13 protein-coding genes are annotated in these 15,906 nt (G+C 61.5%); 6 read left to right on the forward strand and 7 right to left on the reverse strand.

Annotated elements, in window-relative coordinates; genetic code table 11:
- The 3 genes from EA462_RS14295 (at position 1) to EA462_RS14305 (ending at position 3,168) form a co-directional block, all read left to right on the forward strand.
- Complete coding sequence (locus EA462_RS14295) at positions 1-1,182, forward strand: CaiB/BaiF CoA transferase family protein (RefSeq protein WP_124179252.1); 1,182 nt, start codon at positions 1-3, stop codon at positions 1,180-1,182.
- Positions 1,179-2,453: a CaiB/BaiF CoA transferase family protein gene (locus EA462_RS14300; RefSeq protein WP_124179253.1), complete on the forward strand. Its 1,275-nt coding sequence runs from the start codon at positions 1,179-1,181 to the stop codon at positions 2,451-2,453. Before EA462_RS14295 ends, EA462_RS14300 begins: the two co-directional genes overlap by 4 nt.
- 76 nt (positions 2,454-2,529) lie before the next feature.
- On the forward strand, positions 2,530-3,168 hold the full coding sequence (locus EA462_RS14305) for a helix-turn-helix domain-containing protein (protein WP_124179254.1): 639 nt from the start codon (positions 2,530-2,532) through the stop codon (positions 3,166-3,168).
- Positions 3,169-3,269: 101 nt separating this feature from the next.
- Here the strand turns inward: EA462_RS14305 and hutH are convergent, their stop codons facing one another.
- From hutH to hutU, 3 genes are read right to left on the reverse strand one after another with little or no spacing between them, the layout of a single operon-like run.
- Entirely contained in the window at positions 3,270-4,883 is a 1,614-nt protein-coding gene (gene hutH, locus EA462_RS14310; RefSeq protein WP_124179255.1) for a histidine ammonia-lyase, read from the reverse strand.
- Complete coding sequence (gene hutI, locus EA462_RS14315; protein ID WP_124179296.1) at positions 4,876-6,114, reverse strand: imidazolonepropionase; 1,239 nt, start codon at positions 6,112-6,114, stop codon at positions 4,876-4,878. Before hutI ends, hutH begins: the two co-directional genes overlap by 8 nt.
- Before the next feature lie 16 nt (positions 6,115-6,130).
- Positions 6,131-7,870 (reverse strand): urocanate hydratase, encoded by a 1,740-nt coding sequence (gene hutU, locus EA462_RS14320; protein WP_124179256.1) that lies wholly within the window; start codon positions 7,868-7,870, stop codon positions 6,131-6,133.
- Between the two features lie 82 nt (positions 7,871-7,952).
- On the opposite strand from hutU, the gene EA462_RS14325 reads away from it, so the two are divergent.
- Complete coding sequence (locus tag EA462_RS14325; RefSeq protein ID WP_124179257.1) at positions 7,953-8,606, forward strand: helix-turn-helix domain-containing protein; 654 nt, start codon at positions 7,953-7,955, stop codon at positions 8,604-8,606.
- A gap of 227 nt (positions 8,607-8,833) precedes the next feature.
- Here the strand turns inward: EA462_RS14325 and EA462_RS14330 are convergent, their stop codons facing one another.
- Together EA462_RS14330 and EA462_RS14335 are read right to left on the reverse strand one after the other, a co-directional pair.
- Positions 8,834-9,973, reverse strand: a complete 1,140-nt coding sequence (locus EA462_RS14330) for an ABC transporter substrate-binding protein (RefSeq protein WP_124179258.1) — start codon at positions 9,971-9,973, stop codon at positions 8,834-8,836.
- 196 nt (positions 9,974-10,169) lie between these two features.
- Complete coding sequence (locus EA462_RS14335; RefSeq protein WP_165872097.1) at positions 10,170-11,309, reverse strand: ABC transporter substrate-binding protein; 1,140 nt, start codon at positions 11,307-11,309, stop codon at positions 10,170-10,172.
- A 293-nt stretch (positions 11,310-11,602) separates the two neighbouring features.
- Between EA462_RS14335 and EA462_RS14340 the strand changes: the two genes are divergently transcribed.
- Together EA462_RS14340 and EA462_RS14345 are read left to right on the forward strand one after the other, a co-directional pair.
- Positions 11,603-12,817: a M20 family metallo-hydrolase gene (locus EA462_RS14340; RefSeq protein ID WP_207891668.1), complete on the forward strand. Its 1,215-nt coding sequence runs from the start codon at positions 11,603-11,605 to the stop codon at positions 12,815-12,817.
- Between the two features lie 303 nt (positions 12,818-13,120).
- Positions 13,121-14,272 carry an ABC transporter ATP-binding protein gene (locus EA462_RS14345; protein ID WP_207891669.1) on the forward strand — a complete coding sequence of 384 codons (1,152 nt, stop codon included), beginning with the start codon at positions 13,121-13,123 and terminating at the stop codon, positions 14,270-14,272.
- A 225-nt stretch (positions 14,273-14,497) separates the two neighbouring features.
- On the opposite strand, the gene EA462_RS14350 is transcribed toward EA462_RS14345, so the two are convergent.
- Entirely contained in the window at positions 14,498-15,007 is a 510-nt protein-coding gene (locus EA462_RS14350) for a (2Fe-2S)-binding protein (RefSeq protein WP_124179261.1), read from the reverse strand.
- A 2-nt stretch (positions 15,008-15,009) separates the two neighbouring features.
- On the reverse strand, positions 15,010-15,903 hold the full coding sequence (locus EA462_RS14355; protein ID WP_124179262.1) for an FAD binding domain-containing protein: 894 nt from the start codon (positions 15,901-15,903) through the stop codon (positions 15,010-15,012).
- Positions 15,904-15,906 lie beyond the last annotated feature (3 nt).

Here is a 15,906-nt window from a genome sequence, read left to right on the forward strand (position 1 = left end):
ATGCTCAGCCACTACACCGTCCTCGAGGTCGGAGACTACGTCGCCGTCCCCTACGCAGGGAAACTGCTCGCGGACTGCGACGCGGAGGTCATCAAAGTCGAGCCGCCGGACGGTGACTCCGCACGTCGCGTCGCACCCTTCGTCTCCGGTGACGGCCGGAGCGAAAGCGCCGTCTTCGGCTACCTCAACACGAGCAAGCGAAGCCTCACGCTCGCTGAATCCAGCGACCGCGCGCCCGAACTGCTCGAGGAGCTGATCGAGACGCTCGGAGTCGATCTCGTCGTCGAGGACCGACTGGACGCCTACGGACTGGACGCCCGCGAGTTACAGACCAGACACGACGGCCTCACGGTCGTCTCGGTGACCGGGTTCGGATCCGACGGTCCGTTCGCGGACTATAGCGCCCCCGAGATCGTCGCGATGGCCGAGAGCGGGCAGATGAACAAGATGGGGTATCCGGGAGAACCACCGCTGCGTCCGCGGGTCAAAAGCGCCGACTACTGGGCGGGCCAGCACGCGGCGATCGGCGGCCTCGCATCGCTGCTGTCTCGCGACCTGCAGGACGACTCCGGACAGCACGTCGACGTCGCCGCGAGGGACGTCGCGATCACGTACATGGAAGGGTTCGTCGCCGGATTCTCATGGTCCGGCGCGTGCACGGAGCGGACCGGCCTGGGCTATCCCGATCAGGACGGTCAGCCCGGGTTGCCGGCGCTGTACGAGACGGCCGACGGATACATCTCCGCGGCAGTTAGCGACGCGCGGTGGGGAACGTTCTGCGAAGACGTCCTCGAGCGACCGGAGCTGACCAGCGACGAGCGCTTTTCGACGCCGGAAGCGCGCCTCGAGAACCTCCCCGAACTGAGAGACGTGGTCGAGTCCTACACCGGCGAGCAAGACAAGTGGGCGCTCTTCGAGGAGTTTCAGGCGAACGGAATCCCCTGTGGCATCGTCCAGACGCCGACGGAACTCCTCGAGTTCGACCACCTCCACGACCGGGAGTTCTGGGTTGACCTCGAGTTGCCGAACGGGGAGACGGTGACCAGTCCCGGCTTCCCGTTCCGCGTCGACGGATCGCCGGTTCCGATGGGGTCGCCGCCAGCGCTCGGGGAGGACAACGAGCTGTACGACGAGCTCGAACGAGACCGAACGCGACTCGCCGCGTCGGGGGTGATCCGATGACGGACCGACCCGATCCGAACGAGGGGTCCGACTCGCACGACGACGAAGCCGCGAAACCGCTCGAGGGGATCCGCGTGCTCGACTTTTCGTGGGTGTACGCCGGCCCGCACGCGACGAAGCACCTCGCCGCGCTCGGTGCCGACGTCGTGAAAGTCGAATCGAAGTACAAGCCGGACATGATGCGGTACGGCTACACCTACGACGAGTTCGACTCCGCGGACAGTCCGAACGTCTCCGCGTTCTACAACGAGTTCAACCTCGGCAAGCGAAGCCTGCGGCTGAACCTCAAACGCGAGCGAGGTCGGGAACTCGCGCTCGAACTCGCCGCCGCGGCGGACGTCTGGGTCGAGAACTTCTCGCCGGGCTTTCTGCGTTCGATCGATCTCGACTACGAGTCGGTCAGCGCCGTCAATCCGGAGATCGTCTACGTCTCGATGCCGGGGTGGGCCTCCTCCGGTCCGGCCGCCGACTACCGCGCCTGGGGGATGAACCTCGAGTCGATGGCCGGCCTCGATCACCTCTCGGGCACTCCCGACGATCCGCCGACACCCGCAGGGTTCTCCTGGCCAGACCCCACGTCAGGCGTGATGGCCGTGTTTTCGGTTCTGGCCGCACTCGCCGGCCGAGAGTCGACGGGGAAAGGGCGATACGTCGAGATTCCACAGTTCGAAACGACCGTTTCCCTGCTCCACTCGGCCCTCTCTGTCGCCGACATCACGGGCGAGTCCGGCGAGCGGATGGGCGCTCGCGACGAGGACCGGCGGTTCGTCCAGGGAGTGTACGAGTGTCGCGGCGAGGACGACTGGCTCGCCGTCGCAGTTGGGACGGACGACCAGTGGCGGGCGCTCTGTTCAGTCATCGAACGACCGGAGTTAGCGACGGATCCCGAACTCGAGTCACACGCGGCCCGGATACGACATCACGACCGGTTCGACGCCGTCCTCGAGTCCTGGACTCGGAAGCGGGACGCAGAAACCGCTCGAACGATCCTCCAGGAACACGGCGTTCCGGCCGGCCGCGTCGCCAACGAACGCGATCTCGTCGAGGACGATCCACAGCTCCACCAACGGACTCTCTTCGTCCGACACGATCACCCGGAGGTCGGTGAGCAGACCTACACGGGCTTTCCGAGCGAGTTCTCGGAAGACGATGTCAACCCTCCGTCACGGAGTCCGCTCTTCGGTGAACACACCGACGACGTCCTTCGCGACTGGCTCGGGACGTCGCCGGAACGGATCGATCGGCTTCGAGCCGACGAGGTACTCTACTGAGGTGTACGGTCCGTTGTGACGGTGTACCGACCCAACCGGCGAACAGTATAACGTGGCTCCGGTCCGTACGGCCGGTATGCACGAGGCGACGATGTCGATCGAGTACGGAAGTCTGTACGCGGACCTCTCGACGGAGTACGACGTCGACGTCGAGCTGTGGTGTAACAACCGCTGGGATATCATCTACCTGCGCGGCGCCAACGCAGGCCACGCGGTCGAGGCGCTCGAGGGGGAACTCGGCGTCTACGATACGGTTTCGGACGAAACGGACGTACTCGTATTTACGAGTACGTGCCTCCGTCGCCACGGGGACGACTTCATCGAAGAGTACCTAGAGCGCCACGACTGTCGAGCGATCCCGCCGCTCAGCTACGACACGGGCGAGATCCACCTGCGGATCGTCGCCTCCGCGTTCGCGGACCTCTCGAATCTCTTCGAGGATCTTTCAGACCGGTTTCAGGTCTCGGTAGTGTCGAAGCGGGAGCTCGAGACCGTCGGCTACGATCTGCTCGTTCCGCGGATGACCGGGGCGAAGCTGACCGATCGCCAGCGAACGGCCATTCGAACCGCGTTCGACCGCGGCTACTACGAGATTCCGCGCGGCTCTCGAACCGCGGATCTGGCCGACGAACTCGGCATCGATAGACGAACGTTCGAATATCACCTCCGGCGAGCGGAAAACGAAATCGTCGAACAGTTCCTCGCGACAGACTGAGTCGGATACCGAACTCGAACGCAGATTACAGGGACGTCCGCGCGGAGACTACGGAACGATCACAGGAACAAAAAGCCTCCTCGAGAAGGAATGGGTCGACTCTAGGCGGCCGAATCCGGGAGAACGGAACGGATTCGCTCGTCGAGCAGTCCCGATCGGACGAGCGTTCCAACGGCGTCGATCTCGTCGTGGAGCGGCCGGTCGTCCTCGAGCGGTGGGACGAGTTCGCGAACGGCATCGTAAACGAGATCGGTGCCCCGGCCGTGTCCGAGATCGTCGTCGACGAACTCCGCAGCCTGACAGGCACACAGCAACTCGATCGCGACAACGGTGATGAGGTTGGAAACACCCCGGCGCGCGTTGAGGGCGCTCTGAGCGCTCATACTGACGTGATCCTCCTGATTGCCGCTGACGGGCGTCGAGTCGATCGACGCCCGACCGATCGATCGGAGTTCGTTCAGCATCGCAGTCGCCGTGTACTGTGCGATCATGTAGCCGGAGTTGAGGCCGCTGTCAGGGGTCAAAAACGGCGGCAGGTGTGACTCCTGAACGTTCGGATTGATCAGCCGGTCGACGCGCCGCTCGCTGATGGCAGCCAGTTCGGTCAGCGCGCTCAGGGCGTAATCCAGCCGGAGCGCGAGTGGTTCGCCGTGGAAGTTGCCGCCCGAAATGACCCTCGCGTTCGGGGTTCCGGTCGCGCGATCACCGATCCGGTCACCCGAAAACAAAAGCGGATTGTCGGTCGCGCTGTTGAGTTCGGTCTCGACCGCTTCCCGGAGGTGGACGAGCGCATCCCGGACCGCGCCGTGGACCTGCGGAATACAGCGCATAGAGTACGCATCCTGAATGCGATCGCAATCTCGGTGGGACAGAATAATCTCCGAGTCCTCGAGTAAGAGGGCAACGTCTCGAGCCGTCTCGAGTTGGCCGGCGTGCGGGCGCGCCTCGTGGATCGCGGGCTCGGTGATCGCATCGGTCCCCATCGAAACCTCGATCGACAGCGATCCGGCGGCGTCGGCGGCGGACAATGCGCGCTCTGCGTCGATAAGAAACAGCGAGGCGAGTCCGACGGTCAACTGGGTGCCGTTGATCAGCGCCAGCCCCTCTTTCGCCGTCAGCGTGACCGCCTCGAGGTCGACTGACTCGAGCGCCTCTTGCCCGGACATACGCGCGTCGGCTTCGCTCGGCTGGGGTCGTCGATCGTCCGTATCCACGACGGCCTCGCCCTCTCCGATGAGGACCAGCGACGCGTGTGCAAGCGGGGCGAGATCTCCGCTCGCTCCGAGACTTCCGCGCGACCGGACGACCGGGTGAACGCCGCGATTGAGCATCTCCACCAGGCGATCGACGACCAGTTCGCGGATCCCCGAGTAGCCGACCGCCAGCGCGTTGATCCGGGTCACCAGAAGAGCCCGAACCTCCGGCCGCGTCAGCACGCGACCCGCACCGGAGGCGTGGCTCCGCAAAAGGTTCGTCTGCAGCTGATCGATCTTGTCCGGCGAGATTCGCTCGTCGACCAGTTCACCGAATCCCGTGTTCAAGCCGTAGGCCGTCGCGCCGCTGTCGACGATCTCCTCGACGCGCTCGCGCGCATCTCGAATGTCCGCTCGCGTCTCCTCGGGCACCGTAACGGGGGCATCGTCGCGTGCGACCGCGACGACGTCCTCCGGACGGAGCGAGGAGCCGTCACAGACGACCGGCTCCCGTTCAACCATGGACGACCTCGCCGTCTTTGACGACGGTTTCGACACGATTCACGCCGAAACTGTAGGGAACGTGGACGTGTGACGGCGCGTCGAGTACGCAGAGATCGGCGGGCCCGCCGACCTCGAGCCGGCCCGGTCCGTTCGGCCGGTCGATCGCGGCCGCCGCGTTGCGCGTCGCGCCGATCAACGCCTCCGCGGGCGTCATTCGCATCCCGACGCAGGCGAGCGTCGTGGCGAATCCCATACTGTGGGAGTGACAGTTCGGATTGAAATCGGTTGCCAGCGCGACCGGCGCGCCGGCCTCGAGCATGCCGCGAGCGTCGGCGTACTCGGTCCGGAGACCGAACGCCGTGCCGGGGAGCAACACCGGAACCGTTCCGGCGTCGATCAACGCCCGGACGTCGTCCGAGGTGGCGTTGAGCAGGTGATCCGCGCTGGTCGCACCGACGTCGGCCGCGAGCTGTGTCCCTCCCAGGTGGACGAACTCCTCGGCGTGGGCCTTCGGTGACAGTCCGCGCTCCCGTCCCGCCTCGAGGATTCGGCGGGATTGGGCGACGTCGAAGACGTCCTCCTCGCAGAAGACGTCACAGAACTCCGCGACGCCCTGATCCGCGACGGCGGGGAGTTGCTCGTCGACCACCTCGTCGACGTACTCGTCGGTGTCCCGGTCCTCCGGGACGGCGTGAGCACCCATGTACGTCGCGACGAGATCGATCGGATGTCGCTCGTTGGCCCGATCGATCACCTCGAGCATCCGAAGTTCGGTTTCCGTATCGAGTCCGTAACCGGATTTGACCTCGACGGTCGTCGAGCCGTGGGCGAGCATGAGATCGAGGTGATCGAGGAGGTTCGCGAGAAGGGTTTCAGTGTCGGCTTCGCGAGTGGCCCGGACCGTTCGAAGGATCCCGCCGCCCTCGGCCATAATCTCCTGGTAGCTCTTGCCGCGGAGCTTCGCTTCGAACTCGTCGGATCGGTCCCCGGCGAACACCGCGTGGGTGTGGGGATCGACGAACCCCGGCTGAACGGTCTTTCCGGCCGCGTCGATCGCCGTCGCAGCGTTCTCCGGCGGGTAGTCGCGGGTGACCGTCGCTGTCTCACCGACGGCCGCGATCTCGCCGTCGACGACCGCCACCGCGCCGTCCGCGATGGTCTCGAGGCCGGCTGCCGGCCCCGCATCGTCTGCGTCGCTGACGGCTGCGACCTCCGCCGCGCCGTGGACGACGAACTGGAGATCGGTCACGCCGATCGTCCCCCGGTCATCGGTCGTCACGCATCGGAACGGCGACGTTCGACTGCTGGGCTTCGTCTACGGCATCCTCGTACCCCGCGTCGGCGTGTCTGATGACGCCCATTCCCGGATCCGTGGTGAACACGCGACGGGCCTTCTTCGCGGCGAGTTCCGTGCCGTCGAGGACGACGTGATTGTTCGCGTGCAGCGAGTTCCCGATTCCGACGCCGCCACCGTCGTGGACGCTAACGATGTCGGCACCGGCGGCACAGTTGACCAGCGCATTCAGGATCGGCCAGTCGGCAACGGCGTCCGTGCCGTCGCGCATGTCCTCGGTTTCACGGAACGGGCTCGCGACGCTTCCCGCGTCGAGGTGGTCGCGCGTGACGACGACCGGCGCGGCGATCTCGCCCTCGGAGACGAGTTCGTTGATCCGAAGGGCGAATCTGGCACGTTCGGTGAGGCCGTCGTCGTGGCCGTCGGTGCTGTAGCCGAGCCAGCAGACCCGACTCGGCAGGCCCTGGAACTGTACTTGCTCCTGGGCGAGATCGATCCAGCGGCTGAGGTGTTCTTTCTCCGGGAACAACTCGAGGACGGCCTCGTCAGTTCGGTAGATATCCTCCGGATCGCCCGATAGCGCGGCCCAGCGGAACGGACCCTTGCCGCGACAGAACTGCGGACGGATGTACGCCGGAACGAATCCGGGGAAATCGAACGCGTCGTCCCGATCGAACGCGTCCTGGACCTGTCCACGGATGTTGTTCCCGTACTCGAATGCGATCGCGCCTCGTTCTTGAAGCTCGAGGATGCCGTCGACGTGGCGCTCCATCGTCTCCAGGCTCTTCGCCCTGTACGTCTCGGGGTCTTCCTCGCGGAGGTCGTCGGCTTCCTCGACCGCGTATCCCGACGGGTAGTACCCCTCCAGAGCGTCGTGGGCGCTGGTCTGGTCGGTGATCACGTCCGGAACGAACTCCCGCTCGAGCAGTCCCTCGAGCAAATCGGCTGCGTTGACGTGAACGCCGACGCTGTAGGGTTCGTTCGCCGCCGCGGCCTCCTCGGCGCGTTCGATGGCCTCGTCGATGTCGTCGGTCTTTTCCATACAGTAGCCCGTCTCGATGCGGCGATCGATCCGGGTCTCGTCGACCTCGGCCGCGATGCAGACGCCCTCGTTCATCGTGACCGCAAGCGGCTGTGCCCCGCCCATTCCGCCGAGGCCGGCGGTGACGGTGATCGTTCCCGAGAGATCGCCGTCGAAGTTCTGGCGAGCCAGTTCCGCGAGCGTCTCGAAGGTTCCCTGGATGATTCCCTGAGTCCCGATGTACGCCCACGAGCCGGCCGTCATCTGGCCGTACATGATCTTTCCCTCGGCCTCGAGTTCGTGGAAGTGCTCCCAGTCGTCCCACTTCCCGACGAGGTTCGAGTTCGCGATGAGAACGCGCGGTGCCATCTCGTGGGTCCGGAATCGGCCGACCGGCTTGCCCGACTGAACGAGCAGCGTCTCGTCGTCGTCGAGATCTCGAAGCTCCCCGAGGATCGCATCGTAGGCGTCCCAGCTTCGAGCAGCCCGTCCGGAACCGCCGTAAACGACGAGGTTTTCGGGATCCTCACCGACCTCCGGATCGAGGTTGTTGTTGAGCATCCGGAGCGCCGCCTCCTGGCGCCAACCCTCACACTCGAGGTCGGTGCCGGTCGGCGCACCCTGATACTCCCGCCACTGCTCGCTCGGCGTGCCGCGATCGAAATCCGCCGTTTGTTGGTTCTCGGCCATAGATAGTGAGTCATTCCCAAGGACACTCAACCCTGTTCCGCCTAGCGGCGGGTTTTAAATAGTACGGGTGAAAGATACGGCTATGACACTGTACGAAGCGACGTTTCGAGTCGCCCACGAGAGTGCATACGCCGAACTCACCGAGGGACGAGATCTTCGCCTCGACATGTGGTGTAACGACCACTGTGACATGATCCGAGCGTCGGGAACCGACCACGACGTGTTGATCGATCGTCTCGAGGCACACGTTGGAATCAGGGACATGTACCGGGAAGACGAACGGCTGCTGCTCATTACGAACGACTGTCTGCGATCACACCAGGAGCCCCTGATCGAAGCCTACCTGAGCGAACACGGCTGTTTACTGTGGCCGCCACAGCAATACGAGCACGGACAGCTGCTCGTTCGAGTGCTCGCGCTGACCGAGAGTAGTCTCTCCGAACTCTATCAACAGCTCGTCGACGACTTTCCGGTCACCGTCGAATCGAAGCTTCGACGGACCCACGACGTCCTCGATAACATCGTCGATCAGTCACACTCGGTGACCGCCGGATTGACGAACCGACAGACGGAAGCGCTCATCGCCGCCCACGAATACGGATTCTACGAGATTCCGCGGGACAATACGTCCGAAGAGATCGCAACACACCTCGACCTCAGTCGGAGAACGTTCGAAGAGCACCTTCGACGAGCCGAAGGAAAAATCGTCAGTGAAGTCCTCTCGGAAATCGATTGACCTCTCGGAAGTCACAAACGACGGCGAGCGAGAGCACTGGGGGAACGAGACACGAGCACTGGGGGGAGCGAGACACGAGCGCTGGGACAGCGAGACATAGATGATACGAACTGCCGTACCTACCGGTGCAACCGCGGGAGTTCGGAACTGAGTGACGCCAGCCCGCCCACTGTCCGCGCGATACTCGATCGGTCAAGAAAAACGCTACAATGCGTATTGTCGCCGCGTTAGGCCGTGATCTGTGAGAACTCCTCGAACCAGCCTGAACTGTGTTCGGCAAAGAGATCCAGATCGGTCTCGAGAAGCTGGTCGAAGTCCTCCTGCGTCGTCGGGAACGCCGTATCGCCTTGCATCCACTCGAGCGGTTCGATGTTCTGGTTGAGCATCGGAACCTGGAGGTGCTCCATCCAACTCTGTTGGACGTCCTCTCGCAGTGCCGTGTTGATGAACTCTTGTCCCCAGTAGAGCTGTGACTCGTCCTGGTTTCGCGGCGTGTACATCCCGTCCATACGGACTGTCGCACCCTCCTCAGGTATGATCCAGTCCACCGGTTCACCGTCGTCCTGTGCGGCGACGATATTATTGGGTAGGTACGCCATCGCGTAGGCGACCTGGCCCTCTCGAAGCGTCTGTCCCAGCGACTGATCGGTTCCGAGGTACCCGAGGTTCGGCTCGAGGTCGCGAGCGAGGTCCCACGCCGGCTCCATCTCGTCTGCGGGACCCAGTTCGGTATCGCTGAGTTCTGCAAGCACCGAAATCAGCCCGCCACCTGGCGGATCGTTGTACGCTCCGAGCATGTCCTCGTACATCGGATCCCAGAGTTCGTCCCAGGAGCTGACGGGTTCACTGTCGCCCGTGAGGTCCTCGACGACGTCCTCGTTGTAACACAGGGCGTAGGTGTACGGATACAGGTTGATGTACGGGAGATCACCGTCGATGTCCGGCCTTGCCATATCCTGGGCCTGATCGATGTTCGGTACGATGTCAGGGTTGAGATCCGCGGCCAGACCCTGTCGGTAGGACGTATGAATTGTCGTGTTGAGGTCCCAGACGACCGTTATCGGCGGCTCTCGATCTTGCTGAACCGCCGTTCGGATGTCACCCCGCATCACCGGACCGTCCGTGTTATCGTATACGACGTCGATGTCCGTTTCGTCCGTGAACACCTCACCGACGTTCGCAGCCAGACTCTCTTCCCAGACACCACCCCAGGCCCGGACGGTTATTTGATCCGGTTTCTCCGGTTCTTCGCTGTCGGGTTGTGTCTGTTCCCCCGAGTCATCACCGCCGTTGCCGTCGCCGTTTCCATCGCCACCCAGACAGCCTGCGACACTCGTTCCAACGACCGTTGCCCCACCGGCCAGCATGGCCCGCCTCGAGACCAGTTGCCGCCGCGTTTCGGATAGCAGACTCTCCGCCTTGTTATTTGCACACACAGTTATCCACACCCCTTGTTCTGATCCAAATGTCTTAACCGTTTTGGCGAAATCAAGAACCGTTGCTGGGGAAACGTCGATGGAAAACGAGGGAGTCCGTCCCTCGAGTAAAAATCAGACGGCTGCGTTAGGCCGTGATCTGTGAAAACTCCTCGAACCAGCCGGAACTGTGTTCAGCGTAGACGTCCAGGTCGGTGGTGAGAAGCTGGTCGAACTCTTCTTGTGACGTCGGGAACGCCGGATCGTCATCCATCCACTCGAGCGGATCGATGTTCTGGTGCAGCATAGGCACCTGCAGTTCTTCCATCCAGTTTTGCTGTACGTCTTCTTCCAGAGCCGTGTTGATGAATCGTTGTCCCCAGTACTGTTGCGATTCGTCCAGGTTGCGTGGCGTGTACATGCTGTCCATTCGAACCAGCGCTCCTTCCTCGGGGATGGTCCAATCGACCGGTACCCCATCGTCCTTTGGAGCCACGATATTGTTCGGCAAGTACGCCATTGCGTAGGCGATCTGTTCTTCCTGGAGTACCTGTCCCAGGGATTGGTCAGTTCCGAGATACCCGATATTGGGTTCGAGCTCACGAGCGAGATCCCACGCCGGCTCCATCTCGTCGGCAGGACCGGGTTCGGTGTCGGAAAGTTCCGCGAGTACCGGAATGAGTCCATCACCAGGTGGGTCGTTGTACGCACCCAGCATGTCCTCGTACTGTGAGTCCCAGAGCTCGTCCCAGGAGTCCACGGGCTCTCTGTCACCCGTGAGATCCTCCAGTACGTCCTCGTTGTAACACAGCGCGTAGGTGTACGAGTAGAGGTTGACGTACGGCAGATCCCCGTCGACGTCGGGTCGTGCCGAATCGCTCATCTGATCGGTGTTCGTGACGACCTCAGGGTCGAGGGGCGCAGCTAACTCCTGACGGTAGGACGTATGAGTTATCGTATTCAGATCCCAGACGACGGTGATCGGTGGTTCACGATCCTGTTGAATCGCCGTTCGGATATCCCCACGCATGACCGGACCATCCGTGTTGTCGTAGACGACGTCGATGCCCGTTTCGTCCGTGAATACCTCTCCGACGTTCGATTCGAGGCTGTCCTGCCAGATCCCACCCCAGGCGCGGACGGTTATTTGATCCGGTTTCTCCGGTTCTTCGCTGTCGGGTTGCGTCTGTTCCCCCGAGTCATCACCGCCGTTACCGTTACCGTTTCCGTCGCCACCCAGACAACCCGCGATACTCGTTCCAACGACCGTTGCCCCACCGGCCAACATGGTCCGCCTCGAGACCGGTTGCCGCCGCGTTTCGGATGGTGTATTTCCCACCACATCATTTGCACACATGGTCAACAACTATTCCTTTTGTTGCCGATTGCTTAATCTTTTCGGGAAAGCAGATATGGTGTTCGAGAGGAATGCCTCGTTGATATAAATAGTTCGGCTCTGTCATAAACAGATTGACTTTTGTATGAGGATTGCTAGAGTGAATACGTTCACCGCAAGCAGTGTGACGAGCAATCTGCGACACATTATTATAAATGATCGAAAGTGAGATAAGCAGAGATCGAATGCAACGTCGGCTAGATAGGCTCTGGGAGATCGGAAAGACCGACCGCGGCGGGGTAACACGCCTCGCGTACTCCGAAGAAGAAAACGACGCCTTCGAGTACGTTCTCGAGGAGATCTCTGCGATCGATTCGATGGCCGTCGAAGAGGACTCGATTGGAAACGTCTTCGCGACGACAGCACCAGAGGCCTCCGAATCGCTCTATCTCGGAAGTCATCTCGACTCCGTGTTCAACGGGGGACGGTTGGACGGGACGCTGGGCGTCGTCGCCGCCCTCGAGGCGATCGAGGCCGTCGAGGCCAGTGACGAAGAGCCGGAGATTCCGCCGACGCTCGTTCTTTTTCGCGCGGAAGAATCCGCACGGTTCGGTCAGGCGATGATCGGAAGCAGGGGCGCACTCGGCCTGTTGACGACGGAGGATTTTTCGGTCGTCGATCAGAGCAACGTTCCGCTGTGGCGTGCGATGCAAGAAGCCGGATTTCAGCCCGAAAACCTTTCGGAACCGACGCTCGATCTGAATCGGATCGCGGGCTTTCTCGAACTCCACATCGAGCAAGGTCGCGTCCTCGATGAAACGTCGACCAACGTCGGCGTCGTCTCGAGCATTCGAGCGCCAGTTCGGTATCGCTTCGAAGTGCTCGGAGATTACGATCACTCGGGTGCAACGCCGATGAGCATGCGTCGCGATGCGATCGCCGGGGCGGCGGAGATGATAACCGCCGTCGAAGAAATCGGGATCGAATTCGACCAAGACGGAGATATCGTCACGACGGTCGGGGATATCACGGTCTCAGAGGGCGCGATCAACAAGGTCTGCGGGGAGCTTTCGTTCCCGGTGGACGTTCGGAGCAACGACCGTCAGTTTCGCGACCGGATCGAAGAACGGATCGTCAGCAGCCTCGAAGCGATCGCTGAGGACCGAGATCTCGTACTGAACACCGAGTGTATCAACCAGACCGATCCAGTCGAACTCGACGAGGACATGATGGAACACCTCCTCGAGACCGCCGAGTCGATCGGAACGTCGTATCGTCGGCTCCCGAGTGGCGGCGGCCACGACGCGATGAACGTACAGCGGCTAAACATCCCGACTGGAATGCTCTTCGTCCCGAGCGTCGACGGGGTCAGTCACAATCCTGCGGAGGAAACGAGCGAAGACGCGATCGAGGACGCCGCAACCGTTTTCGCACGGTCGATCGTCGACGGCGTTCCCTGACGGAAACTGCTGTATCGGGTTCCAGTACAGCCCAGGGCGGGAAACCGTTGTACAAACTGTTACGGCGATACGTACCAGTCAGGAGCGAGACGGCCCGTGAATCGTCACGCGACTGTATCGGATGTAATCGCTGAAGGCAGCCGGGGTATCGTGTCGGATACCGGTCGAATTCCCGTCGGTTGTACTACTGAGGTCATTTTCAATTCCGACTGGCGTGTAATACGTCTCGAGATGCCAACGAACCGGGGCGTAATGCGTGTCGATTTGCCAAAGATATATATGTGCCTCTGGAAATCCAATAGTATGGACATGGATGCGACTGAGCCCCAGGCAACAAGCGCGTCGGAATCAAACGCGAGCGAGGCGGACCGCGACGTCGCCGTTCAAATCGCTAATGTGACCAAGGAGTACGGTGACGTTACCGCCGTCGACGACGTTTCGCTGAATGTTCGCGACGAAGAGTTCCTGACCTTGCTCGGACCGAGCGGTGCCGGAAAAACGACGCTGTTGCACATGATCGCTGGCTTCGTGACGCCGACACGAGGAACGATCAATATCGACGACGTCGACGTCACACACAAACCACCGTACGAACGGAATATCGGGATGGTTTTCCAGAGCATGGCGCTTTTCCCGCACATGACCGTCGGGGAAAACATCGCCTTCCCGCTGAAGATGCGTCGGTTCGATCACGATAGGATCGACGAGCGCGTCCAGGAGATGCTCGATCTCATTCGACTGCCGGAGATCAGAGACCGCAACGTCGCTGAACTCTCCGGCGGACAACAACAGCGGGTTGCGATCGCACGAGGGCTCGCGTTCAAGCCGTCGCTACTCCTACTCGACGAGCCGCTGAGTTCGCTCGATAAGAAGCTTCGCGAAGAGATGCGAGAGGAGTTGCTCCGGATTCACCGCGAAGCGGAGGTGACGACGGTTCACGTGACGCACAATCAGGAAGAAGCGCTCACGATGGCGGATCGGATCGCAGTGATCAAAGAAGGAGAGATCGCCCAGCACTCGTCCGTCCAGAAGATGTACTCGAGGCCGAATTCGGCGTTCGTTGCCGATTTCGTCGGGAACACCAACATGCTACCGGGTCACGTGGCGACGGTGAACGAACAACGGTTCAGTGTGGATTTCGGGGACGACATCGTTTCGACCTGCCAGCCGAGTGTCGTCGACACCGATCCAGTCGCGGACGATCAGGTGACGGTCGGTGTCCGGTACGAACAGGTTCAGATCGACGAGCGACTCGATACCGACAACGCCTACAACGCGACGGTCAGCGACGTCATCTTCATGGGCGACGTCATCAACTACAAAGCGGAGATAGACAGCCTCGGCGTCGAGGTCAACATCAGTGAGCTCAACTCCAAAGACGTCGATGTCTTCGAGCGGGGAGACGCCGTACAGGTCGGCTGGGAAGACGACGATACGCTCGTCTACTCCTCCTGAGATCGTCCACAAATCGTCTCGTCGAACGCCCTCGAGGTATCCTGATTCGATAACGGTCTGCAGACCGAGGACGGTATCCGTGGAAGGTACAGTCCCCGAGTGTGGGTTCGAATCGTTCTCAGTATCGATAGTAATCGAACGTTGGATACACGTGATAACGATGACTCCAGGTCGAACTCCCCGACGTTCGCGACAACCAGACAAGACGAATCAGTTTCGACCGCTCTACTCGGCTTCGGTTTCCTCAGCCGCCTTCTTCACCGCATCGATAATGTTGTTGTAGCCGGTACAGCGACAGATGTTGCCTTTGAGGTGATCCCTGATCTCTTCTTCCGTCGGACTCGGATTGTCCTCGAGAAGCTTCTTCGTCATGACGACGAAGCCGGGAGTACAGTAGCCACACTGGCTCGCACCGGTATCGAGGAACGACTGCTGAATTTCGTGGAGTGTGCGTCCGTCCGAAATCCCCTCGACCGTGGTGATCTCCTTGCCCTCGGCAGTGATCGCGAGCTGAAGGCACGAAAGCGTGGGTTCTCCGTCGACCAGAACGCTGCACGCACGACATTCGCCGGTTCCGCAGGCGTACTTCGATCCCGTCAGGTGGAGTTTCTCTCGAAGCACGTTCAACAGGAGCTCGTTCGGTTTTACCCTGACCTGGTGGGTATCTCCATTGACGCTCAGTTCGATCGTTCGGTGCTCCGATTCGTCTACGACTTCAGTGTTTTCTATCGACATTGTTAGGCTCTATCCCAGGCTTCAGTGAGAAGATCTTCGATTTTCGTTTCCGTAATCAGTCGCCGGTACTCGCTGGTCGACCTCGAGTCGGAGATCGGACTGATTTCCTCGCGTGCTGTCGCACCAGCGCGCGCCAGAACGTCGTCGCTAAACGTCTCGCCGTTCAGCACCGCTTCGGCATTGGACGCTCGCATCGGAACCGGTGCGACACAGCCGAGGCCGATTCGACAGTCGGTGATGACGTCCCCGTCACGCTGGACGACGACCGAAACGATCGCTTTCGCCAGATCCTCTGTCACTCGCTTTACCTCTTCGTGGGCCCAGCCGTCGAAACGGGTTTTGGGTACGCGGACCTCGGTGAGGAGTTCGTCCGATTCCAGAAGCGTCTGCTTCGGGCCGGTGAAAAACTCATCGAGCGGGACGGTTCGTTCGCCGTCCTCGCTTTGGAGTGTCACGCGCGCATCGAGGTTCAAAAGCGGCGGCGCACTGCTCGCCGCTGGGGATGCATTACAGAGGTTTCCACCGACCGTCCCCATCTTTTCGACTTGCACGCCGCCTGCATCGCTGGCCGCTTCGGACAGGCTAGGGAACCAGTCGTTGACCAGTGGCGATTCGATCAGCTGATCGAACGTGACCGTCGCACCGATGACGAGGTCGTCGTCGGCGTCGGTGATGTGGTTCAGTTCGTCGACGCCGTCGAGGGACATCAGATGACCCTCTTCCCTGAGATCTGCTTTCAGCTCGATCAGGAGGTCCGTCCCGCCAGCGAGCGGCCGAACGTCCTCACCGTATTCGTTCCGGATCGAGAGCGCCTCGGCGAGCGACGCCGGCGCCGAATAATCGAAATCCTGTGCAATGACTCGAGTCGTCGTATTTGACGCAAGCTGGTTATCCATTCG

Source organism: Natrarchaeobius halalkaliphilus, from assembly GCF_003841485.1.
In the GTDB taxonomy this organism is placed as follows: domain Archaea; phylum Halobacteriota; class Halobacteria; order Halobacteriales; family Natrialbaceae; genus Natrarchaeobius; species Natrarchaeobius halalkaliphilus.